This window comes from Kitasatospora griseola (genome assembly GCF_044999035.1).
Lineage (GTDB): Bacteria > Actinomycetota > Actinomycetes > Streptomycetales > Streptomycetaceae > Kitasatospora > Kitasatospora griseola.
Map to the genome: position 1 here is coordinate 8,163,710 of NZ_CP173360.1, position 20,512 is coordinate 8,184,221.

The 20,512-nt window shown below is 73.3% G+C and carries 20 protein-coding genes; 12 read left to right on the top strand and 8 right to left on the bottom strand.

Annotated elements, in window-relative coordinates; translation table 11 throughout:
- Nucleotides 1-62 precede the first annotated feature (62 nt).
- Together ACI1MP_RS36355 and ACI1MP_RS36360 are read left to right on the top strand one after the other, a co-directional pair.
- Nucleotides 63-1,358, top strand: coding sequence for a PP2C family protein-serine/threonine phosphatase (locus ACI1MP_RS36355; RefSeq protein WP_404870635.1), 1,296 nt, complete (start codon nt 63-65; stop codon nt 1,356-1,358).
- Nucleotides 1,359-1,430: 72 nt separating this feature from the next.
- On the top strand, nt 1,431-2,108 hold the full coding sequence (locus ACI1MP_RS36360; RefSeq protein ID WP_404870636.1) for a maleylpyruvate isomerase N-terminal domain-containing protein: 678 nt from the start codon (nt 1,431-1,433) through the stop codon (nt 2,106-2,108).
- Between the two features lie 139 nt (nt 2,109-2,247).
- On the opposite strand, the gene ACI1MP_RS36365 is transcribed toward ACI1MP_RS36360, so the two are convergent.
- Entirely contained in the window at nt 2,248-2,886 is a 639-nt protein-coding gene (locus tag ACI1MP_RS36365; protein WP_404870637.1) for a DUF1062 domain-containing protein, read from the bottom strand.
- A 277-nt stretch (nt 2,887-3,163) separates the two neighbouring features.
- Here ACI1MP_RS36365 and ACI1MP_RS36370 point away from each other — a divergent pair, with 277 nt between their 5' ends.
- The 3 genes from ACI1MP_RS36370 (at nt 3,164) to ACI1MP_RS36380 (ending at nt 6,586) form a co-directional block, all read left to right on the top strand.
- On the top strand, nt 3,164-3,838 hold the full coding sequence (locus ACI1MP_RS36370; RefSeq protein ID WP_404870638.1) for an HAD family hydrolase: 675 nt from the start codon (nt 3,164-3,166) through the stop codon (nt 3,836-3,838).
- A 33-nt stretch (nt 3,839-3,871) separates the two neighbouring features.
- The gene (locus tag ACI1MP_RS36375) at nt 3,872-4,792 is read left to right on the top strand and encodes a GNAT family N-acetyltransferase (RefSeq protein WP_404870639.1); all 921 of its coding nucleotides are present in this window, start codon (nt 3,872-3,874) and stop codon (nt 4,790-4,792) included.
- A 228-nt stretch (nt 4,793-5,020) separates the two neighbouring features.
- Nucleotides 5,021-6,586 carry a S8 family peptidase gene (locus tag ACI1MP_RS36380; RefSeq protein WP_404870640.1) on the top strand — a complete coding sequence of 522 codons (1,566 nt, stop codon included), beginning with the start codon at nt 5,021-5,023 and terminating at the stop codon, nt 6,584-6,586.
- 30 nt (nt 6,587-6,616) lie between these two features.
- Here ACI1MP_RS36380 and ACI1MP_RS36385 read toward each other — a convergent pair whose 3' ends face one another.
- The gene (locus tag ACI1MP_RS36385; RefSeq protein WP_404870641.1) at nt 6,617-7,414 is read right to left on the bottom strand and encodes a phosphotransferase; all 798 of its coding nucleotides are present in this window, start codon (nt 7,412-7,414) and stop codon (nt 6,617-6,619) included.
- 115 nt (nt 7,415-7,529) lie between these two features.
- On the opposite strand from ACI1MP_RS36385, the gene ACI1MP_RS36390 reads away from it, so the two are divergent.
- Nucleotides 7,530-7,976: a hypothetical protein gene (locus tag ACI1MP_RS36390; RefSeq protein WP_100588439.1), complete on the top strand. Its 447-nt coding sequence runs from the start codon at nt 7,530-7,532 to the stop codon at nt 7,974-7,976.
- On the opposite strand, the gene ACI1MP_RS36395 is transcribed toward ACI1MP_RS36390, so the two are convergent.
- Both ACI1MP_RS36395 and ACI1MP_RS36400 read right to left on the bottom strand, forming a co-directional pair.
- On the bottom strand, nt 7,964-9,025 hold the full coding sequence (locus ACI1MP_RS36395; RefSeq protein WP_380337568.1) for a 2-dehydropantoate 2-reductase: 1,062 nt from the start codon (nt 9,023-9,025) through the stop codon (nt 7,964-7,966). The genes ACI1MP_RS36390 and ACI1MP_RS36395 overlap by 13 nt on opposite strands.
- A gap of 218 nt (nt 9,026-9,243) precedes the next feature.
- Entirely contained in the window at nt 9,244-10,371 is a 1,128-nt protein-coding gene (locus tag ACI1MP_RS36400) for a PP2C family protein-serine/threonine phosphatase (RefSeq protein ID WP_380337571.1), read from the bottom strand.
- 244 nt (nt 10,372-10,615) lie between these two features.
- Here ACI1MP_RS36400 and ACI1MP_RS36405 point away from each other — a divergent pair, with 244 nt between their 5' ends.
- The 4 genes from ACI1MP_RS36405 to ACI1MP_RS36420 all read left to right on the top strand — a co-directional run bounded on the left by ACI1MP_RS36405 (nt 10,616) and on the right by ACI1MP_RS36420 (nt 15,654).
- Nucleotides 10,616-12,091: a PHB depolymerase family esterase gene (locus tag ACI1MP_RS36405; RefSeq protein ID WP_380337574.1), complete on the top strand. Its 1,476-nt coding sequence runs from the start codon at nt 10,616-10,618 to the stop codon at nt 12,089-12,091.
- Between the two features lie 234 nt (nt 12,092-12,325).
- Nucleotides 12,326-13,810, top strand: a complete 1,485-nt coding sequence (locus tag ACI1MP_RS36410) for an APC family permease (RefSeq protein WP_380337577.1) — start codon at nt 12,326-12,328, stop codon at nt 13,808-13,810.
- Complete coding sequence (locus ACI1MP_RS36415; protein ID WP_380337580.1) at nt 13,807-14,181, top strand: cupin domain-containing protein; 375 nt, start codon at nt 13,807-13,809, stop codon at nt 14,179-14,181. Before ACI1MP_RS36410 ends, ACI1MP_RS36415 begins: the two co-directional genes overlap by 4 nt.
- A gap of 81 nt (nt 14,182-14,262) precedes the next feature.
- Nucleotides 14,263-15,654 (top strand): NAD(P)/FAD-dependent oxidoreductase, encoded by a 1,392-nt coding sequence (locus tag ACI1MP_RS36420; RefSeq protein WP_404870642.1) that lies wholly within the window; start codon nt 14,263-14,265, stop codon nt 15,652-15,654.
- A 57-nt stretch (nt 15,655-15,711) separates the two neighbouring features.
- Here the strand turns inward: ACI1MP_RS36420 and ACI1MP_RS36425 are convergent, their stop codons facing one another.
- Nucleotides 15,712-16,326: a DinB family protein gene (locus tag ACI1MP_RS36425; protein ID WP_380337586.1), complete on the bottom strand. Its 615-nt coding sequence runs from the start codon at nt 16,324-16,326 to the stop codon at nt 15,712-15,714.
- A gap of 68 nt (nt 16,327-16,394) precedes the next feature.
- Here ACI1MP_RS36425 and ACI1MP_RS36430 point away from each other — a divergent pair, with 68 nt between their 5' ends.
- Nucleotides 16,395-16,841 carry a cytidine deaminase gene (locus ACI1MP_RS36430; protein WP_043907269.1) on the top strand — a complete coding sequence of 149 codons (447 nt, stop codon included), beginning with the start codon at nt 16,395-16,397 and terminating at the stop codon, nt 16,839-16,841.
- A gap of 45 nt (nt 16,842-16,886) precedes the next feature.
- Here ACI1MP_RS36430 and ACI1MP_RS36435 read toward each other — a convergent pair whose 3' ends face one another.
- The 3 genes from ACI1MP_RS36435 to ACI1MP_RS36445 all read right to left on the bottom strand — a co-directional run bounded on the left by ACI1MP_RS36435 (nt 16,887) and on the right by ACI1MP_RS36445 (nt 19,258).
- Nucleotides 16,887-17,156, bottom strand: a complete 270-nt coding sequence (locus tag ACI1MP_RS36435) for an acylphosphatase (protein ID WP_404870643.1) — start codon at nt 17,154-17,156, stop codon at nt 16,887-16,889.
- Between the two features lie 84 nt (nt 17,157-17,240).
- Nucleotides 17,241-18,500 (bottom strand): MFS transporter, encoded by a 1,260-nt coding sequence (locus tag ACI1MP_RS36440; RefSeq protein WP_380337592.1) that lies wholly within the window; start codon nt 18,498-18,500, stop codon nt 17,241-17,243.
- A gap of 194 nt (nt 18,501-18,694) precedes the next feature.
- On the bottom strand, nt 18,695-19,258 hold the full coding sequence (locus tag ACI1MP_RS36445; protein WP_404870644.1) for a DinB family protein: 564 nt from the start codon (nt 19,256-19,258) through the stop codon (nt 18,695-18,697).
- Nucleotides 19,259-19,353: 95 nt separating this feature from the next.
- On the opposite strand from ACI1MP_RS36445, the gene ACI1MP_RS36450 reads away from it, so the two are divergent.
- Nucleotides 19,354-20,406, top strand: a complete 1,053-nt coding sequence (locus tag ACI1MP_RS36450; protein ID WP_404870645.1) for a hypothetical protein — start codon at nt 19,354-19,356, stop codon at nt 20,404-20,406.
- The last annotated feature ends 106 nt before the right edge of the window (nt 20,407-20,512 follow it).

Sequence of the window (20,512 nt, forward strand, 5' to 3'; positions counted from 1 at the left end):
GGCAGCGGTCGATCCACGTGTTGCCCGGACCGGACGGTGCTGCGGTGCGTACCGTGGGAGCGGTGAACGAGGTGACGCCGACGCCCGAGCAGGCGGACGACATTGCGGCCCAGCTGCGGGTGCTGGCCGGAGCGCGGGACCGGCTGCAGGGGCTGCTGTCGGCGGTGCTGGCCATCAGCGGCGACCTGGACCTGCCGGCGGTGCTGCACCGGATCGTCACGACGGCGATGGAACTGGCCGGAGCGCGGTACGGGGCGCTCGGCATCCTCGCCCCGTCCGGGGACCGGCTGGAGCAGTTCGTCACCGCGGGGCTGTCGCCGGAGGAACGGGCGGCGCTGGCGGGCATCGACTTCCCGCGCGGCCGCGGGGTCCTCGGCCACCTGATCCATCACCCGGAGCCGCTGCGGGTGATGGACATCGGCGCGCATCCGGCGTCGGTGGGCTTCCCGCCCGGGCACCCGCCGATGCGCACCCTGCTGGGCGTCGCGATCACCGTCCGGGGCAAGATCTACGGCGACCTGTACCTGTCGGAGCGCCGGGACGGACTGCCGTTCGACCAGGCCGACGAGGCGGTGGTGCAGGCGCTCGCTGGCGCGGCCGGCATCGCCATCGAGAACGCCCGCCTGTTCGGGTACATGCGGGACAGCGCCGCGCAGTTCCAGCGGCTGCTGCTGCCCACCCTGCCCGACCTGTCGCCGTTCACCGGCGCCGCCGTGTACCGCACCGCCGCCGACCCCGCCGGAGTCGGCGGGGACTGGTACGACGCCGTGATCCTGCCGGACCGGGCCTGCGCGGCTGTCATCGGCGACGTGGTCGGCCACGACCTGAACGCCGCGGCCGCGATGGCCCAGGCCCGCAACATGCTGCGCGCCCTGCTGTACGACCGCCGCAGCCCGCCCAGTTCGGTGCTGAGCCAACTCGACCGCACCGTCCAGGACATCACCGACCTGCCGGTCACCACCGCCTGCCTGGCGCGGATCGAACCCGCCGACGGGGACGGCTGGACGGTCCACTGGAGCACCGCCGGGCACCTGCCGCCGCTGGTCCTCGACCCCGACGGGCGGACCTGGTACCTGGAGGGCGAGCCCGGCATCCCGATCGGCGTCGACCCCGACGTCCCCCGGCCCGACCACAGCCATCCGCTGCCCGGCGGAGCCACCGTGCTGTTCTTCACCGACGGCCTGGTCGAACGCCCCGACCGCGACATCGACGAGGGCCTCGACGCCCTCGCCGCGCTCGTCGCCGCGCACGCCGACCTGCCGCTCGACGAACTCGTTCGGACCCTCGCCGACCTGCACCCCGGCGACGGTCACGACGACATGGCCGTGCTGGCCGTCCGCACGCCGACCCGGACCTGAGGACTGACGGTCCGTCATGGCCGGCCGCCCCGGCGGGGAGCGGGCGACGGTCCGCCGGTAGCGTGCGTGGACATGCGGAAGAAACTGGTGGAGCAGGCGTTCCGGGCCGAGGCCGGGGCGCTCGGGGCGGCGTTGGCCGGGCTGGGCGCGGCGGAGTGGGCACGGCCCACGCGCTGCGAGCCGTGGACGGTGGTCGAGCTGCTGGCGCACGTCCGGGTCGCGGTCGGGCGGGTGGAGGCGATGCTGGCCGAGCCCGAGCCCGAGCGGGCGGAGGTGACGGCGGTGGGGTACTACCGGCCCGACGAGCGGTTCGACGCGGCCACGAACCGGGCGCGGATCGCGCTCGCCCGTGACACGGCGGGCGGCGACAGCGACCCGGTCGCCGCGTTCGAGCGGACCTGGCAGGCGGTGGCGGCCCGGTTCGAGGGGGAGACCGAGGCCCGCGTGGTGCGGACCAGGCACGGCGATCCGATGCTGCTCACCGAGTTCATGATCACCCGGGTGGTGGAGTCGGCCGTGCACGGCCTGGACCTGGCCGATGCGCTCGACCGCCCGGCCTGGCTGACGGACCAGGCCTCCGACGTGCTGGAGGAACTGCTGCTGACGGACGTCGACGGCGCGTCGGTGCGGGCGGCGCTCGGCTGGGACCGGGCGACGCTGCTGCGCAAGGCGACCGGCCGGGCCGAGCTGGATGCGGCGGAGCGGGCGGAGGTGGCGCGGGCCGGGATCACCTGGCTGACGCTGGGCTGAGCACGAGGAGTCGGGCAGTCAGCCAGTCAGCCAGTCGGGCAGTTCGGACAGTCGGGCAGTCGGCTGGAGGGGGCGGGCACGGCCTCCCGGGCCGCGGCGACGCTGCGCCGTGCCGGGAGGCCGTGCCGACGACGCGCCGCTACGCCCCGATGGGCTCCGCGTGCGGCCACCGGGCGGTGGGCAGCTCGGTCGCGGGGGCGGACGGCGCGGCGGGACGGTGGACGGTGAACTCGAAGTCCCGGTGCGCCTTGGCGCCCAGGCCCGGTGGCAGCACGATCAGGCCGTCGGCCGTCAGGCGCCGCACCCGGGGCCGGCTGAGGCCGAGCCCGATCATCAGCAGCCGCTCCACCCGGATCGGCGCGGGCAGGTCGAAGGCGACCCGGATCCGCAGCGGGGCGGGGGAGCCGAGCGCGTACAGCGGGGTGCGGGCGTCCGACTCCCAGGTGACGGACCAGTCGAGGCGGTAGCCGTTCTTCGCGGCCAGCGAGGCACTGATCGTCAGCTCCCGTACCACGGCCGGGTCGTTGGTCTCGTACGACACCAGCCGGGACGGCTCCAGCGCCGAGACGTGGACACGTTCGTGGACGGGGACCTTCGAGGTGCGGTCGCAGCCGGCGCAGCTCAGCAGCAGCCAGAGGTCGAGCAGTTTGCCGCTCGCGTTGACCCGGATCCTGCCGGAGGGGCGGTGCCGGGTGCTCGGGCAGTCCGGGCAGGGGCGGACGACGGCGGGCAGGGCGAACTGGCGCACGGCCCACCGGGCCTTGCGGGAGGTATGCATGAAGGTGTGATGGCTTTCAGGACTGGGCGGGAGCGCTCACCGGCCGGCGCGCAGGCCGGACCGGGCCCCCGCGGTTCGGCGGGTGCACACGAGGGCGCGAGTCGTGGCCCCGGGGCCCGGCAGAGGGCGGCGAGGTCGACCGCGCGACAGGTCGGCTGATAACTGCGTGGCATCCGCTAAAAGTCCATGCGGTGATCGTGATCCACGGCGGAGTCCGACGGCAACTCAATTTCCGTCGCCGAGCGGAGGGTTCGGGCGCGATGGATATGCTGAACGGATGATCGAATCGAGCAAGCCCGTCGAGCTGGTGATCTTCGACTGCGACGGCGTCCTGGTGGACAGCGAACGGATCGCGGTCCGCGTCCAACGCGAGGTCGGCGCGCAGCTCGGCTGGCCGCTCACCGAGGACGAGGTGGTGCGGCACTTCATCGGACGCTCGCACGCCGCCGGCCGGCAGGTGGTCGCCGAACGGCTCGGCGAGAGCACCGCCGCCGCCTGGGAGCAGCGGTTCGAACAGCGGCACCGGGAGCTGGTCGACACCGAACTGGAGCCGGTGGACGGCATCGTGGAGGCACTCGCCGAGGTCGCCGCAGCCGGCCTGCCGCACTGCGTGGCATCCAGCGGAACGCACGAGAAGATGCGGCACACCCTCGGCCGGACCGGCCTGTACGAGCGCTTCGAGGGGCGGATCTTCAGCGCCACCGAGGTGGCCCGCGGGAAGCCCGCACCCGACCTGTTCCTGCACGCCGCGCAGCGGATGGGCTTCGCCCCCGAGGTGTGCGCCGTCGTCGAGGACAGCGGCCCCGGCACCCGCGCCGCCCGCGCCGCCGGGATGCGGTGCTTCGGCTACACCGGCGGCCCCACCGGCGCGGACGCGCTCACCGGCCCCGGCACCGTACTGTTCTCCGACATGCGGCAGCTGCCCGAACTGCTGCGCACCAGCCACGGCTGACACCCCGTCGCCCCCACCGAAGGAGCCCGCTCCATGGCGCAGGCCGAACTGCCCGCCGGCTGCACCGCACGGCCGATCGACCCGGACACCGACCTCCCCGCCGTCCAGCACCTGGTCAACACCTGCGAGCGCGCGCTCGACGGCACCGCCACCACCGACGCCGGCGCGCTCGCCGCCGTCCTGGCCCGCCCCGGGCTCGACCCCGCCGCCGACACCCTGCTGGTGCACACCGGCGACGGCCGACTCGTCGGCTGGGCGTGGACGGACCGGCGCACCGACGCCGACGTACACCCCGAACACCGCGGCCAGGGCCTCGGCACCGCCCTGCTGCGCTGGATCGAACAGCGCGCCCGCGAACGCGGCACCGCCGAACTCGCCCAGATCGTGCCCGACCGCGACCCGGCCGCCACCGCACTGCTGACGGCCCACGGCTTCCGCCCCGACGTCACCAGCTGGCTGCTCGCCATCGACCTCGCCGACCTGCCCGCCGACCTGCCGCCCGCCCCCGAAGGCCTCACCGTCCGCCCCTTCCGGGCCGGTGACCCGGCCGACGAGCAGGCCGCGCACCGGCTCACCGAGGACGCCTTCGACGAATGGCAGCAGCGCCGCAAGGACTTCGACGAATGGGCCGCGAACACCGTGCGCCGCCCCACCTTCGCCGCCGACCGCTCCCCGCTCGCCTTCGCCGACGGCCACCTGGTCGGCGCGGCCCTCGCCCTCGACCTCCCCGACACCGGCGAGGGCTACGTGGAGACCGTCGCCGTCCACGCCGGCCACCGCCACCGCGGCATCGCCCGCCACCTGCTGCGCCACACCTTCCACGCCTGCCGCACCGCCGGCCTGCGCAGCTGCACCCTCTGGACGCACTCCGCGACCGGCGCGCTCGACCTCTACCTGAAGGCCGGCATGACGGTCCGTCACAGCTCGACCGTACTGAAGAAGACCCTGGCCTAGGCAGCTTCGTTCCCCGCGGCTGCCGCGTCGCCCGCCCGGAGATCATCCAGAAGCGGAGAGCACCGGCCGAAGCGCCGTTCCTACGTCGGATGACGGATGGGCGACGGCGCGCGTTTTTCATGCTTGTCAGGTTTCTGATTTAGCGTCAACCTTATTTTGGCAAAGGCGAGTTGATGGACCGGGGTGGTGCGGTGAGCCGCGCGCCCATGGGGGGACGGGGGGACGGAGATGGCTGTACGGCGGAAGGTCTTCCGGGGGGTGGCCGCGGGGGTGGCGGCCCTGTTGCTGGGGGCGGGGAGCGCGGTGCCGGCGGTGGCGAGCGCTCCGGAGGGGGTGGTGCAGGGGGCCGGGACGCCGGGGGCGATCGCCGGGAGCTACCTGGTGGTGCTCGCTCCGCAGAAGGCGGGGGCGACGGCGGAGGCGGTCGCACCGCTGGGGGCTTCACTGGCCGCCCGTTACGGCGGCGTGGTGGGGCGGACCTACGACACGGCGCTGCGCGGGTTCTCGGTGCGGCTCCCGGAGCGTCAGGCGCGGCGGCTCGCGGCCGATCCGGCGGTCGCGCTGGTGTCGCAGAACCACCGGGTCTCGGCGGACGGGAGCCAGGCGGGGCCGCCCTCCTGGGGGCTGGACCGGATAGACCAGCGGCGCCCGCCGCTGACCGACCGCTTCGACTACCCGGCCGGCGGCGGGAAGGGGGTGACGGTGTACATCGTCGACACCGGCATCCGGATCAGCCACGAGGATTTCGGCGGCCGGGCCTCGTACGGGTTCGACGCCGTCGACGGGGACGCCGTGGCCGACGACGGCCACGGGCACGGCACCCACGTGGCCGCCACCGCGGTGGGCGCGACGTACGGGGTGGCCAAGCAGGCCTCGGTGGTTGCCGTCCGCGTGCTGGACGACGGCGGGAGCGGCACGATCGAGCAGGTCGTCGCGGGCGTCGACTGGGTGACCTCCCACGCGGTCAAGCCCGCCGTCGTCAACATGAGTCTGGGCGGCGACCCCGACGAGGTGCTCGACACCGCCGTGCGCAACTCGATCGCCTCCGGTCTGACGTACACGGTCGCGGCCGGAAACCAGGGCCTCGACGCCTCGCAGCACTCCCCTGCCCGGGTGGCGTCCGCCATCACAGTGGGTGCCACCGACCTCGAGGACGACGTCGCCTGGTACTCCAACTACGGCCCGTTGGTGGACCTGCACGCGCCCGGCGACGAGATCACCTCGGCCGGGATCGCCTACGACGAGGACTCCGACGTCATGTCGGGCACCTCGATGGCCTCGCCGCACGCCGCGGGCGCCGCCGCGCTCTACCTGGCGGACCACCGCACCGCGACACCCGCCCAGGTCTCCACCGCGCTGACCTCGGCGGCCACCAGCGGATCCGTCGGCGCGCTGGAACCGGGCACCCCGGACCGGCTGCTGTACACCGGCACCATCCCGAACCGGCCGCCCGGTCCGCGGTTCACCAACGACACGGACACCCCCGTCGAGGAGGCACCGCTCCTGTCCGCCATCACCGTCACCGGGGTGGCCGGGCGCGGCCCGGCCAACCTCGACGTCGCCGTCGACATCGTCCACGACTGGCCGTACGACCTGGTCATCGATCTGATCGCACCCGACGGCACCACCTACCGCCTCAAGGACGCCGACTTCAGCGGCCCGTTCAACGACGTCCACCGGCTCTACGGCGTGGACGCCTCCGCCAGGATCGCGAACGGGGTGTGGCGGCTGCAGGTGACCGGCGGATCGGAGTACTTCGAGGGCTACCTCGACCGCTGGGCGCTGCAGTTCTGACACCCGGCGCGTCGGCGGCGAGGGCCGCGATCACCGGACGGCGGCGTCGAGCAGGGCCAGCAGCCGGTCCGCCTGGCGGGCCGTGGTGCCGGGCGGGTTGCGGGCCTCCGTCGCCGGGTCGGTGGACAGGAACACCAGCCACAGCAGGGCGAACAGGCGCCGGCACTCCAGCAGGCGGGCCCGCTCGGCGGGGGACAGCGCGAAGCGGGCCAGGAACGCCGCCGCGTTCAGGTCGGTGTCCACCCAGGCGGAGAGGTGCTCGACCAGCTCGGCCAGCTCGTACGGGCGGTCGCTGCGCCCCGAGTCCTCGAAGTCGACCAGCCGCACGTCCGCGCCGTCCCACAGGAAGTTGGCGAGGTTGCCGTCGGCCTGCCCGAGCACCGGCACCGCCGTCGCGGCGCCTGCCAACAGCCCCGCCTCCGCGCCCGCCAGCCAGCGCACGCCGGCCGCCAGCGCCGGCATCGAGGGCTGCACCGCGCGGCGGCGGATCGCGGCCACCGAGTCGCGGACGTACCAGCGCCGCTCCGGAAGAACGGCCGCCGCCCCGGGCGGGACTGCGCGCAGCAGGCGGTCGGTCGCGCGGGCCAGGGCGTCCAGTTGAGTGAGCGTCAACTCGGCCCCGCGCAACGGGACGCCGGGCAGCCTGGTCATGACGACGGTCCGTCCGACCAGGGACAGCGGGCGGGGCGCGAGGCCCGGCGCGTGCCGGTCGAGCAGGGTGAGGGCCAGCCACTCGCGGGCCGGGTCGCCGTCGGCGTCCGGGCGGAAGCGCTTGCGGACGGTGTCGGGGAGCAGCTCGACACCGTGGGTGGTCCACTGCGAAGTCATGGCGTCAGCTTCCGTGAGCGGCCGAGCGGCCGGTCGGGCAAGTAGCGTACGGCGGTCGGTGCGGGTCACTAGGGTAGAGGCCGGCGGCACACGGACGACGAGGGGCGGCACCGACATGGTGGGGACGGAACTGGCCGAACTGGCGGCCTCTGGCGCGACAGCACTGGTCGGGGCAGTGGCCACCGATCTCTGGGGACAGGTCCGGGACCGGGTCGGGCGGCTGCTCACCCGCGGCCGGGAGAGCCGGGTGGAGGCCGCCCGCATCGAGCTCGCCTACGCCGAGGTGCTGGACGCCGAGGAGAACGGCCGGCCGGAGATCCGCGAGACCGTCCGGCAGGACTGGGAGCACCGACTGCTCACCGTGCTGCGCGAAGACCCGACCGCCGTCGCCGAACTGCGCGCCCTGCTGGACGAGATCGCTCCGCAGGGCGACGGGCGGCGGGTCGAAGTGACCACGATCCACAACGAGATCAGCGGCGACGTGCACGGCATCGCCCTGCAGATCGGCCGGGTCGACACCAGCAATGTGACGATGCGACAGCCGGGTGATCAGACCTCCTGATCGTCGAGTGCGGCCAGCAGCTCCGGACCCGACCAGGACGGCGGGGTCGGCGCGGACTCGGCGGCCCGGACCAACTCCAGCAGCCGCCGGTTCGCGGGCGCGGCCAGCCCGTGCCGCGCGGCGAGAGCGAGCACCTCGCCCTGGAGCTCGTCCACCTCGGTACGGCGACCACGCTGCAGGTCCTCCCACATCGACGACCGGGCCTGCGCATCCACCCGCAGACTGGCCGCCGCGAGCTGCCGGAACAGCAGGTCCGGCAACCTCAGCACCGCGGGCATCCACCCCGCCGGCGCCGGCCCGAGACGCGCCGGCGCCAAGCCCGCCGCCCGCAACGCGGCCAGCCCCTCCCGCTGGCACCGCGCCAGCACCAGCCGGTACGGCCGGGAACCGAGCTGCTCACGCAGCGGCCGACCGGACAGCGCGTTGACCGCGTTGTTGAGGTTCATCAGCAGCTTGGCCGCCTGCACCTGCGGCATGTCTCCACGCAGCTCCACCGGGAGGCCGGCGGCCCGCGCGGTCTCGGCGAAACACTCGGCGGAGGGGGAGTGCGCAGCGGGCGGCTGTTCGGGGGTGACGGTGTGTTCGAGCATCAGGCGGCCGTCGGTGCCCTGGTGGAAGGCGGCCGGGCCGGTGCGGACCACGTTGTACGGGACCATGCCGGCCAGGACCCGGCGGCCGGGGAGGGCGGCGGCGAGCAGGCGGGCGTTGTGCAGGCCGTTCTGGAAGCTGATCACGGTGGTGCGGTCGTCCAGGTGCGGGGCGAGCTCGCGGGCCGCCTCGGCGGTGTCCGCGGACTTGACGGTGACCAGGACGTAGTCGGCGCCGGCCGCAGCCGCGGCGTCCGTGGCGGTGGCGGGCCGGGCGTGCAGCCGGCGGGTGCCCGGTCCGGTCAACGTCAGGCCGGTGCGGTCGAGTTCGGCCATCGCGGCCGGACGGCCGATCAGCGTCACGTCGGCGACGGAGGCGAGCGCGCCGCCGAGGCGGCAGCCGATGCTGCCCGCGCCGAACACGGCGATCCGCAACGGCGGCACGGAACGGTCTTCGGGCACCGGAGGCTCCTTCGTCGACGGCAACGGCCCCCGAGGTTACCGCTCGGTCACCTGCCCGGTCAGCGCCACTGGCCGCACTGAGGGAACGTCAACCCGGGGTGGCGCGGGGCCGGCCCGCTGCGCCGTCGTCGCTGCCCACCGGTGTCCGCCGAGTGTCCGACCCGCTGTCAGACCGCGGTTGCCCGGCCCGTCACCGCCGCAGCGGCCCCGACGGTGCGTCAGTTCGAGGGCCGGTCGTCCGCAGGAACGTGGCGGGTGGCGAGGAGGGCGGCCACGTCGTCGTCGGCGGGGCCGCCGGCGTAGTGGCGGAGGTCCCGGCGGAGGCTGTCGAGGAGGCTCGGGGAGGATTCGGCGGTCCAGCGGGCGAGGCGGTCGGTGAGGGGGTAGAACTCGCCGGTGCGGTCGCGGGTCTCGGAGACGCCGTCGGTGTAGAGGAGGACGCGGTCGCCGGGGCCGAAGGGGACGGTCTGGGTGCGGTAGTCGGAGGCGACCAGCGCGGAGAGGTTGAGCGGGGGCAGCGGCAGGTCGGGTTCCAGGAGTCGCACGCCGTGGGGCTGGATGAGACCGGGCGGCGGGTGGCCGCAGTTGAGCAGGCGGGCCTCGGGGCGGTCGTCGGGGATCTCCAGCAGGACGGCGGTGGCGAAGCGTTCGGCGGCGTCCGGGGACGAGGCCCGTTCGGCGTACCGGCTCAGGCCGGTCTCCAGGCGGCTGGCGAGCGCCGGCAGGTCCTTGGAGTCGTAGGCGGCCTCGCGGAACGAGCCGAGCAGGGCCGCCGCCATCTCCACCGCCGGCAGGCCCTTGCCCTGGACGTCGCCGAGGATGATCCGGACCCCGAACGGGGTGCGGACCGCCTCGTAGAAGTCGCCGCCGATCTGGGCCTGTTCGGCGGCCGCGTTGTAGTAGAGGTCGAGGTCGACGCCGTTGATCCGGTCCGGCAGCGGGCGCAGCACCACCTCCTGGGCGGTCTGCGCCACCGAGCGGACCATCGCGAGGTCGCGTTCGCGGTGCACCCGCTGCCCGGCGGTGTACGCGGCCGCCAGGGTGACGGTGACGGTCGCGGCGATGACCGAGGCGGCGGACGCGCCGACGCTGTGGTCCCGGATCAGGGCCAGCACCACTTCGGTCAGGACTGCGAGGAGGCCGATCATCAGCGTCCCCAGCGGGCCCCAGCTGGCGGCGGCGAGCGCGGGCGCGGCCACCACGAAGCGGTCGTAGCGCTGACCGGCCGGGGTCTCGGAGTCGGCGGCCGCCGCCAGGGCGATCAGCAGGAACGGTGACAGAAGGCTGATGGTGCTCAGGACCGGGCGGGGCCGAGCCGGATCCGGTTTGTCGGTGATCGTGGGCATGACCCGGTGAACGGTACCCGGGAGAGCCGCCCGGGTGTGGGAGGCGCGGGCGGGCGGCACCGCCCGGACGATCACCGGGAGGCGGGCTCAATGGTCGCCGTCACCATGCCCGTCGGCCCGCCGGTGGTGCGCCGGGCCATGGGCGGCCGTCCGGCGCGCGCCGATGATTCACGCCAACCGTGCTCGCCCACCCCCCACCCCGGTGCGAGCACACACCGAGAGCCATCGAGAGCGGAGCCCCCACATGGCACGACACACGAGCAGGGCAGGACGGATCGGACGCTGGGCGAAGGCGCTGGTGGCGGGAGCGGTGCTGACCGCCGGCATGCTGACCGGCGCGCCGCAGGCCTCCGCGGCCGGACTGGGACAGGTCACCGGGTTCGGCAGCAACCCGGGCAACCTGGCGATGTACAGCTACGTGCCGAGCGGACTGGCCACCGGCAGGCCGCTGGTGGTCGCGCTGCACGGCTGCGTCCAGAGCGCCACCGACTACTACAACAACTCGGGCTGGGCGCAGCTCGCCGACCGCTGGGGCTTCGCGGTGGTCTTCCCGCAGACCGGTGCGACCAACAACGCGCTGTCCTGCTTCTCGTGGTTCGACAGCAGCAAGGACACCCGGGGCCGGGGCGAGGCGCTGTCCGTCAAGCAGATGGTCGACAAGGCGGTGGCGCTGTACGGCAGCGACCCGTCGCGGGTGTACGTGACCGGCCTGTCGGCGGGCGCGGGGATGGCCGCCGATCTGCTGGCGGACTACCCGGACGTGTTCGCGGGCGGCTCGATCGCCTCCGGCCTGCCCGCGCAGTGCGCCACCGTGCAGTCCGCCGCGTCCGGCTGCCAGAACTCCGGCCAGAACCTGACGCCCGCTCAGTGGGGCGACAAGGTACGGGCGTCCAACCCGGGGTGGACCGGGCCGTGGCCGCGGGTGGCGATCTGGCACGGCAGCTCGGACACCACCGTCGCCCCCGTCAACGCGACCGAGCTGCGCGACCAGTGGACGAACGTGTGGGGCATCCCGCAGACCGCCTCCGTCACCCAGGCGCTGCCGGGCAGCACCACGTTGAGCGTGTACAACGACAGCACCGGCAGGCCGGCCGTCCAGCTGTACAGCGTGTCGGGGATGGGCCACGGACTGCCCGTCAGCCCGGGCAGCGGCACCGCCAACTGCGGCCAGGCCGGCGCCTACTTCCTGAACACCATCTGCTCGTCGTACTGGACGGGGCTGTTCTGGGGTCTGGACGGCAGCGGCGGCGACAACGGCGGCGGCACCCAGCTGCCCGCGCCGGGCGGACTGGCCGTCACCGGCACCACCGACACCACCGTCTCGCTGAGCTGGAGCGCGGTGGCCGGAGCGGCGTCCTACACCGTGTACCGGGGCGGCGCGCAGGTCGGTGCCGCGACCGGCACCGCGTACACAGACAGCGGCCTGGGCGCGGGTACCGGGTACACCTACACGGTGGCCGCGGTGGACGCCAACGGCGCGGTGGGGAAGGCGAGTTCGGCCGTCACCGCGACCACCACCGGCAGCGTCTTCACGCCGAAGTGCTGGACGGACAACAACTACAACCAGGTCGCCGCGGGCCGCGCCCACCAGAGCGGCGGGTACGCGTACGCCAACGGCTCGAACCAGAACATGGGGCTGTGGAACCTGTTCGTGGTTCACACGTTGAAGGAGACCTCGGCCGGCTTCTTCGTGCTCGCGGACTCCGGTTGCGCCGCGTGAACGATCGTTAACGCCACCTGACCAGCGGCGATGCGGGCTCCGTCGGATCCTGGGCGGGGCCCGCCAGAGTGTCAGGGGGGTGGCGAGACGTCTGACAGATTGAATGATTGTCCTTCGTCACAGTGGCGACCAGACTCGTGCACCTCACATTCGTGCCGACACCCGATTGCCAAGGTGAAAATGACCGCCATCCCCGTGGCCCCGCCGGAGACCCGGTGGGCAACGCCCAAGCGCGTGAGCCTGGTTCCCCTGGTCGCCCTGATCTTCTTCGGCGTCTCGGGCGGCGCCTACGGCATCGAGCCGCTGTTCTCGACGTCCGGGCCCGGCATGGGAATCCTGCTGATCCTGATCGCGCCGCTGATCTACAGCGTTCCGCATGCCCTGGTCTGCGCCGAACTCGGCACCGCCATCCCCGTCGAGGGCGGCTACTACCACTGGGTCAAGCGCGGCCTCGGTCGGTTCTGGGCCTTCCAGCAGGGCGTGCTGCAGTGGGTGTGCAGCTTCGTCGACATGGCGCTCTACCCGGTCATGTTCACCTCGTACCTGTCCAGTCTGATCAGTGCGGTCGCCCCCGGCGAGCACGTGCTGTTCGAGATCGCCGGGCTGAAGATCGACCTGAACTGGGTGATCTGCGTCGGCGTCATCGTGATCTTCACGCTGCTGAACCTGATGGGCGCGGGCTGGGTCGGCGACTCCTCGGTGGTGTTCGCGATCATCTGCCTCACCCCGATGCTGATCCTCACCGCGATCGGCGGCTACCACCTGCTGACCGACGGCATCAACCCGGTCTCCCAGCTGACCGCCGAGGAGGGCCAGTCCACCTGGAACGCCTTCGGCTCCGGCCTGTTCATCGTGATGTGGAACTACTCCGGCTGGGACTCGGTCTCCACCGTCGCGGGCGAGATGGAGAACCCGAAGAAGCACCTGCCGAAGGCGCTGTTCTGGGCCGTCCTGCTGATCATCGTCGGCTACCTGCTGCCCTCGCTCGGCGCCCTCGCGGTCGGCGCGGACGGCGACAACGGCTGGAAGAGCTGGAAGGACGGCGCGTTCTCCGACATCGCGGGCCAGCTGGCCGGCCCCTGGCTGCAGTACACCGTCACCATCGGCGGCCTGTTCGCCTCGGTCGCGATGTTCTCCGCGCTGCTCGCCTCCTACTCCCGGCTGCCCTCCGCGCTCTCCCGCGACGGCTACCTGCCCGGGTGGGTCTCCAAGGAGAGCAGGCGCTACAAGATGCCGATGGCGTCGATCATCGGATCGTCCGTCATCTACGCGCTGTTCTGCTTCTCCAGCTTCAGCAACCTGGTGATCTTCGACGTCTTCCTCACCAACATCGGCATCCTGCTGGAGGTCGCCGCGCTGATCATGCTGCGCATCCGCGAGCCCGAGCTGGAGCGCCCCTACAAGATCCCCGGCGGCTGGTGGAGCATCGGCCTGATCACCGTCAGCCTGACCGCCGTCAGCGTCTGGGCCGCCATCGAGCAGTACGACGAGGAAGGCGCCAAGGCCGTCGTCCTGTGCCTGATCGTGGTCGGCATCTCGCTGGTGCTCTACCCGCTGCTGTCGCTGCGCAAGGCCGCCAAGCAGTCCGCCGCGCTCGACCGGGCCGTCGCGAACGGGACGGTGCCCGGCGAGGTCTACGGGCTGTCAGGGTCGCAGCGGGACTCGGCACACAGTGACAAGGCCGCCACCGCCACCGGAACGGATAGCGTCGAGGCATGATCAACAGCTTCGCCCTGCACGTCCCGGACGCCGAGCTGGAGCCCGAACCGCTCGACGCCGAGCAGATCGTCTCCGGCACCCCCGAGGTCACCGGCAAGGTGGTCTGGGAGTCCGCCGACGGCCGCCAGATCCGCGGGATCTGGCAGATCACCCCCGGCGTGGTCACCGACACCGAGGCCGACGAGATGTTCGTCGTGCTCAGCGGCCGGGCCACCGTCGCCTTCGCGGACGGCCCCGTCCTGGAGGTCGGCCCCGGTGACCTCGCGGTGCTGCGCGAAGGCGACCGCACCACCTGGACCGTCCACGAGACGCTCCGCAAGGTCTACACCATCAACCTCGGCCCGGAGGCGGCCGAGAACGAGGACCGATAACCGCCGCACAACGGCACAGCTGCCGGCCCGACCGCCCCCACGGCCGGGCCGGCCACCCTCCCAAGGCAAGGAACCGAGAACATGGACCCCGTACACGCCCTGCGGGACGCCAAGCCCACCCCGTTCTGGCTGGAGGACCCCGGTCGTCCGCAGGCCAACTCGGCGCTCACCGGAGACGTCCGCTGCGACCTGCTGGTCGTCGGCGGCGGCTACAGCGGCCTGTGGACCGCGCTGATCGCCAAGGAACGCGACCCCGGCTGCGACGTGGTCCTGATCGAGGCCCAGGAGATCGCCTGGGCCGCCTCCGGCCGCAACGGCGGCTTCTGCGCCGCCAGCCTCACCCACGGCCTCGGCAACGGCTTCGAGCGCTGGCCGAACGAGCTCGCCGCGCTCGAACAGCTCGGCGCCCGCAACCTCCAGTTGATGGAGGAGGCCGTCACCAAGTACGGCATCGACTGCGACTGGGAGCGCACCGGCGAACTCGACGTCGCCACCGAGCCGCACCAGGTCGAGGAGCTCGCCGAACTGTACGAACTCGCCAAGGAGTACGGCGACTACGAACTGCTGGACGCCGACGCGGTGCGCGCCCAGGTGAACTCCCCGACCTACCTCGGCGCGCTGTGGGACAAGGACGGCGTGGCCATGCTCCACCCCGCCAAGCTCGCCTGGGGCCTCAAGCAGGCCTGCGAGCGGCTCGGCGTCCGGATCTACGAGCACACCAAGGCCACCGACATCGCCGAGGTCGGCCCCGGAATGGCCGTGCGCACCCCCTACGGCAAGGTGTTCGCCCGCCGGGTCGCGCTCGGCACCAACGTGTTCCCCTCGCTGGTCAAGCGGATCCGCCCCTACACCGTGCCGGTGTACGACTACGCGATGATGACCGAACCGCTCAGCGCCGAACAGCTCGCCTCGATCGGCTGGCAGGGCCGGCAGGGCATCGGCGACAGCGCCAACCAGTTCCACTACTACCGGCTGTCCGCCGACAACCGGATCCTGTGGGGCGGCTACGACGCGATCTACCACTACGGGGCGAAGGTCCGCTCCGAGTACGACCACCGGCCGCAGACCTACCAGACCCTCGCCCGGCACTTCTTCGAGACCTTCCCGCAGCTCGAAGGCCTGCGCTTCACCAACGCCTGGGGCGGCGCGATCGACACCTGCACCCGGTTCTCCGCGTTCTTCGACACCGCGTACCACGGCAAGGTCGCCCTCGCCGCCGGCTTCACCGGCCTCGGCGTCGGCGCGACCCGGTTCGGCGCCGAGGTCATGCTCGACCTGCTGGCCGGCCACCCCACCGAGCGCACCACCCTGGAGATGGTCCGCCGCAAGCCGCTGCCGTTCCCGCCCGAGCCCGTCCGCTGGGCCGGCATCGGCATCACCAAGTGGTCGCTGGACCGCGCCGACCGCAACGGCGGACGCCGCAACCTGTGGCTGAAGACCATGGACACCCTGGGCCTCGGCTTCGACAGCTGACGCCCCGACACCTCCGCCGGCCGCCACTCGCCCTCGCGAGGGCGGCCGGTGGCGTTGTCACTCCGGGACGGACTCGCCCGCGGCGCGGGCCGCCGCGCGGGCGGCCCGCTCGACCCGGTCGTGATGGGCGGGCCACCAGTCGGGGGAGACGTCGGGGAGGACCGGGTCGCCCGGGCGCAGGCCGGTGGCGCCGTCGAGGAGTTCGCGGACCACGTCGAGCTGGCCGGCGTGGCGCTGCGTCTCGGCGACCACGTGGAGCAGGATCCGGCCGAGCGCGAGCCGGCTGTGCGGGGGCCACGGGACCCGGCCGACGGCGTTGAGCGGGAGGGCGTCGACGGTGGCGTCGGCGTGCGTCCAGACCCGGCGGTACTCGGCGATCAGCGTCTCGCGGCTCTCCTCCGGGCGGGCCCACAGATCGGCGTTGGGCTCGGCGGCGCCCGCCACCCACAGGCCCGGTGCGCCCTCGAAGGGACGGTCGAAGGTCTCGCCGAAGTAGACGGCCTCCGCGCCCGTCAGGTGCTTCACCATGCCCAGCAGGTTCGTCCCCGACGGCGTCACCGGGCGGCGGACGTCGTACTCCGACAGGCCCTCCAGTTTCCACAGCACCGCCTCCCGGGCGTCCTGCAGATAGAGCTTCAGATCCCTTTTGGAGTCGTCCGGTTGCTTGGTCATGGGGCGGAGTGTGGCCAAGCCCGAAAGCCGGTCGCAAAGGGTTTTCACACTCCGGTAACGTTCGGATCATGGCCATCGACCAGGAACTCGTGGACGCCGCGATCGAGCTGACCAGCCGTCGCTTCCCCGGGCAGGAGTGGGCCGGCGCGGCCGCGCTGCGGCTCGACGACGGCACCGTGCTGACCAGCACCGCGCCCGAGCCGCCGAACAACGCGGTACGGCTGTGCCACGAGACCGGGGCGATCTGCGAGGCGTACAAGCTGGGCCGCCGGGTGGTGGCCTCGGTGTGCGTCACCGCCGCCGACGAAGGCCGCGGGTTCTGGGTGCTCGCCCCGTGCGGCGTCTGCCAGGAGCGGCTGTTCGCCTACGGGCCCGACGTGGAGGTCGGCGTGCCCGTCCCTGCGGACCCGACGCGGTGGACCACCATGCGGCTGCGCGACGTCCAACCCCACTGGTTCGCCCGGGTGTGGCCCGACGAGGTGTGGCCGTACGAGGGAGCGCCGTCCGCCGGCTGAGGGCCGCCGGTCGGTGACAGGCCGGCCGCCGCGGGGCCCGGGTGGTCAGTCGGTGATGGCGAACACCAGCAGCCCCTCCAGGGGCTCCGGGACCACCTCGACGTGCTTCACGACCGCCCGGGGCGGGCCGTGCCGCATCCAGGTCACCATCTCCGCCACCGGCGCGTCGTCCCCCTCGAACACCGCTTCCACCCGCCCGTCCGGCAGGTTGCGCACCCAGCCGACCACGCCGGCCTGCGCCGCCGCCCGACGACAGGAGTCGCGGAAGAACACGCCCTGCACCGTGCCCGAGACCAGCACCCGCCGCCGGATCACCCGCACCCACCTCGCCCCGCTCGCCGCCACTGCCCGCACGAGATATACCGCAGCCGGGGCGGCGCGCGGTGGCAGACAGGGCCGTCAGTTCGCGACGGCCGCACGCTCCGGGACGGCCCCGGCGGGCTCGTGGTCGTCGATGGAGCGGCTGAACGGGCGCCAGGCGAACAGCGTCAGCGCCGCCATCACCACCGCCGAGAACCAGAACGGGCCGGTCAGGCCGAAGGCACGGGCCAGCGGGCCGCCGATCAGGGCGCCCAGGGCCGAGCCGCCCACCGCGAGCGCCATGAAGACGCTCATCACCCGGCCGAACAGCTCGCTCGGCACCGCCCGCTGCACCAGCGTCCGGTCCACGCCCATCCACACCGCGCCGTGCACGCCGAACGCCGCCAGCACCAGGCCCGCCACCCAGGCCGAACCGGCCAGCGCCAGGCCGACATGCGTCAGCGTCTCCAGCACCAGGCCCACCCGCAGCAGCACCGAGGACGAGAACCGGGCCTGCAGGCGCGGCGCCAGCACCGCCCCCACGAGACCGCCCACCGCGCCGGACGCCATCAGCACGCCGTACCCGAACGCCGACAGGCCCAGGTGCTCACGGGCGTACAGCACCATGACGGAGAACCCGGCGATCAGCGTCACGTTCATCAGGCACAGCGCCAGCGTCAGCGTCCGCACCGCCGGCTGCCCCCACAGCCAGCGCGCCCCCTCGGTGAGCTGACGGCGCATCGGCAGCCGGGGCACGGCGGCCGGCGGTGCGGGCTCGTCGCGCGGCAGCAGGCGCAGCATCGACAGCAGCGCGGCCGCGCCGGCGAAACTCGCCGCGTCGACCGCCATCGGCAGGCCGGCCGCCACCCCGAACAGGGCCGCGCCCAGCGGCGGGCCGCACAGCTTGTTGAGCACCGAATAGGCGGCGAAGATCCGGGAGTTGGCGTGCGGCAGCTGCTCGGACGGGACGACAGCGGGCACCAGCGCGGAGGACGCGTTGTCGCCGAGCGCCGCGCAACTGCCCAGCAGCAGGCCGACGGTGTAGATCAGCGGCAGCGAGGCCGCCCCCGCGAACACCGCGCCCGCCAGCACCGCCGTCAGCGCGGCCCGCGCCGCGTTCATCGCCACCGTCAGCCGCCGCCGGTCCACCCGGTCCACCAGCACGCCGCTCACCGGGGCGAGCAGCAGCCACGGCGCCTGCTGGACGAACACCGCCAGGCCGACCAGCACCGGATCCCTGGTCAGCGACGTCACCAGCAGCGGGGCCGCCGCCGCGACGATCCCGTCCCCCAGCGTGGAGACCGCCGACGCCGACCAGAGCACCCCGAACTGCCGCCCCAGGCGACCTACCTGTTTCATCCCGCTCCACCCCGGATCGCGCCCGCATCCCGAAAACGCCCGACGCTAACCGCCGGGGCGGCCAGGGCGCACGTGGTTTTCCGGTCCGGCGGACGGCCCGGCGGTCGGCACCGTGGCCGGTGGAGTGCGGGCGGTGCCGCGGACGGCGTGCGGGCGGTGCCCGGTGGGGGGCGGGCACCGCCGGTCATGGGGGGTTACTGGCCGGTGCGGCCGTCGAGGCGTTCGCGGAGGAAGTCGGCGTGGCCGCAGTGGCGGGCGTACTCCTCGATGCGGTGGACCCACAGGCTGCGGGCCGGCTCCTGGACGCTGCCGATGCGGGCGGCCATGTCGGGGTGCTTGGCGAACTCGGCGTCGGTGGCGGCCTGTTCGCGCTCCAGGTCGGCGATGGCGCCGTCCACCGCGGACTGCTCGGGCCGCACGCCCTCGAAGTCGCCGTCCGGGTCGCCGTACAGCTTGGGCGCCGGTTCGCCCGGGGCGATCCAGTTGCGCCAGTCGCGTTCCACCTCGGCGAGGTGACGGAGCAGGCCGAGCAGCGACATCGTCGACGGCGGGACGGACCGGGTGGCGAGCTGCTCGGGCGACAGGCCGTCGCACTTCATCCGCAGCGTCAGCCGGTAGTTCGTCAGGTAGTCCTGGAACGTGGCGAGTTCGCCGTCCGGGCTCGGACCGGCCGATTCGCGGGGGTCGTCGTCCGGGTCCACCCACATGTCGGGATAGACGCCCGCCTTGGTCCAGCGCTCGGGAAGCTGTTCGTTCATCGTCCGGATGATTCCGGCCCGCCCCGCCGTCCGCAAACGAATTTCAACCCCCCCTCGGCCGACAGGGTGTCGGAGAAGTGCCCTAAGGTGCGCCAGTGATCTTCAGACGAGAGAAGTCCTCCGGCCTCGCCGACGCCCTGACCGAGCTGGAACAGGGCGTTGCCGCACGCGACGGGGACCGCACCGAGCAGGCGTTCGGCGCCGTGATCCAGGCCCTGCAGACCGCCGACGACCCGGCGGAGTTCGCGGCGGCCGGACCGCGACTGGCCGCGCTGCTGCCGCTGTTCCCGCCGATCGGGCCGCGGGCGATGCTGGCCACCACGGCCGGGTTCTGCGTCGAGCAGGGCGCCGACGCCGCGGCCTGCGCGGAGCCGATCCTCGCCCAGGTCCGCGACGAACTGGCCGCCGCACTGGAGTTCGCCGCCCGCTGGCGCGCCACCGGCCCCGACGAACTCCCCGAGCCCGACGAGGAATCGATCGACGAGGCGCTGCTCGCCCGCGTCGGCGACGACCAGTACCAGGCCCTGCGGCTCGCCCAGGCCTGGTGCACCGTCGAGCAGTGGCAGGCGCCCGCGCTGGCCGTGCTGGGCCGCAGCACCGAGGTCCGCCGCCGGCACGGAGCCGCGCTGCTGCCGCTCTCCCGGGAGCTGGAGGCGCTCGAACAGCACGACCTCAAGTGCCTGTCGTCCATGCTCGCCGTCCTGGACGACGAGCCCCTGCTGGTGCTGCACCGGCCGACCGGCACCGGGTACCAGGTCCGGATCGGCGGCCTCGGCGACAACTTCCAACTGCACACCCTGCTCGCACACGTGCTGATCGGCGGCGGCCACCTCCCCGGCACCGCACCGTCCGCGGACAGCGTCCACCTCGCCGGCGACCCCGCGCCCGCCGACGGCAGCCGCAGCGGCGCCGTCGCCACCGGCGCGTTCGAACTGTTCGGCGCCGACGGCACCCGGATCTGGAACGAGGGCACGCCCGACGACATCCCCGTGGTCGACGGCCACCGCCTGCTGGTGCTGGACGAGCCGAGCTACGCGCGCAGTTGGAACGCCGACCGGTTCTTCCCGATGCTGCCCGGCCGGGTCGAACTCCTCCGGGTGCTGCCCGCCGAGGAGACCCACGCCTGGCTCGCCCGCACCACCGGCTGACACCCGGGCGACAGCCGACCGTCGCCCGACCGCCACCGGGGCGGGCGACGGGGCCGGTAGGATCGGGTGGCGCTGACAACGTTGACATACCGTCGGCGCCACACCC

What these genes read in the sequence shown, in the direction of transcription:
- ACI1MP_RS36360 (WP_404870636.1), top strand. Translation starts at nt 1,431, where the DNA reads ATGCGGAAGAAACTGGTGGAGCAGGCGTTCCGGGCCGAGGCCGGGGCG.
- ACI1MP_RS36365 (WP_404870637.1), bottom strand. Translation starts at nt 2,886, where the DNA reads ATGCATACCTCCCGCAAGGCCCGGTGGGCCGTGCGCCAGTTCGCCCTG.
- ACI1MP_RS36370 (WP_404870638.1), top strand. Translation starts at nt 3,164, where the DNA reads ATGATCGAATCGAGCAAGCCCGTCGAGCTGGTGATCTTCGACTGCGAC.
- ACI1MP_RS36375 (WP_404870639.1), top strand. Translation starts at nt 3,872, where the DNA reads ATGGCGCAGGCCGAACTGCCCGCCGGCTGCACCGCACGGCCGATCGAC.
- ACI1MP_RS36380 (WP_404870640.1), top strand. Translation starts at nt 5,021, where the DNA reads ATGGCTGTACGGCGGAAGGTCTTCCGGGGGGTGGCCGCGGGGGTGGCG.
- ACI1MP_RS36385 (WP_404870641.1), bottom strand. Translation starts at nt 7,414, where the DNA reads ATGACTTCGCAGTGGACCACCCACGGTGTCGAGCTGCTCCCCGACACC.
- ACI1MP_RS36390 (WP_100588439.1), top strand. Translation starts at nt 7,530, where the DNA reads ATGGTGGGGACGGAACTGGCCGAACTGGCGGCCTCTGGCGCGACAGCA.
- ACI1MP_RS36400 (WP_380337571.1), bottom strand. Translation starts at nt 10,371, where the DNA reads ATGCCCACGATCACCGACAAACCGGATCCGGCTCGGCCCCGCCCGGTC.
- ACI1MP_RS36405 (WP_380337574.1), top strand. Translation starts at nt 10,616, where the DNA reads ATGGCACGACACACGAGCAGGGCAGGACGGATCGGACGCTGGGCGAAG.
- ACI1MP_RS36415 (WP_380337580.1), top strand. Translation starts at nt 13,807, where the DNA reads ATGATCAACAGCTTCGCCCTGCACGTCCCGGACGCCGAGCTGGAGCCC.
- ACI1MP_RS36420 (WP_404870642.1), top strand. Translation starts at nt 14,263, where the DNA reads ATGGACCCCGTACACGCCCTGCGGGACGCCAAGCCCACCCCGTTCTGG.
- ACI1MP_RS36425 (WP_380337586.1), bottom strand. Translation starts at nt 16,326, where the DNA reads ATGACCAAGCAACCGGACGACTCCAAAAGGGATCTGAAGCTCTATCTG.
- ACI1MP_RS36430 (WP_043907269.1), top strand. Translation starts at nt 16,395, where the DNA reads ATGGCCATCGACCAGGAACTCGTGGACGCCGCGATCGAGCTGACCAGC.
- ACI1MP_RS36440 (WP_380337592.1), bottom strand. Translation starts at nt 18,500, where the DNA reads ATGAAACAGGTAGGTCGCCTGGGGCGGCAGTTCGGGGTGCTCTGGTCG.
- ACI1MP_RS36445 (WP_404870644.1), bottom strand. Translation starts at nt 19,258, where the DNA reads ATGAACGAACAGCTTCCCGAGCGCTGGACCAAGGCGGGCGTCTATCCC.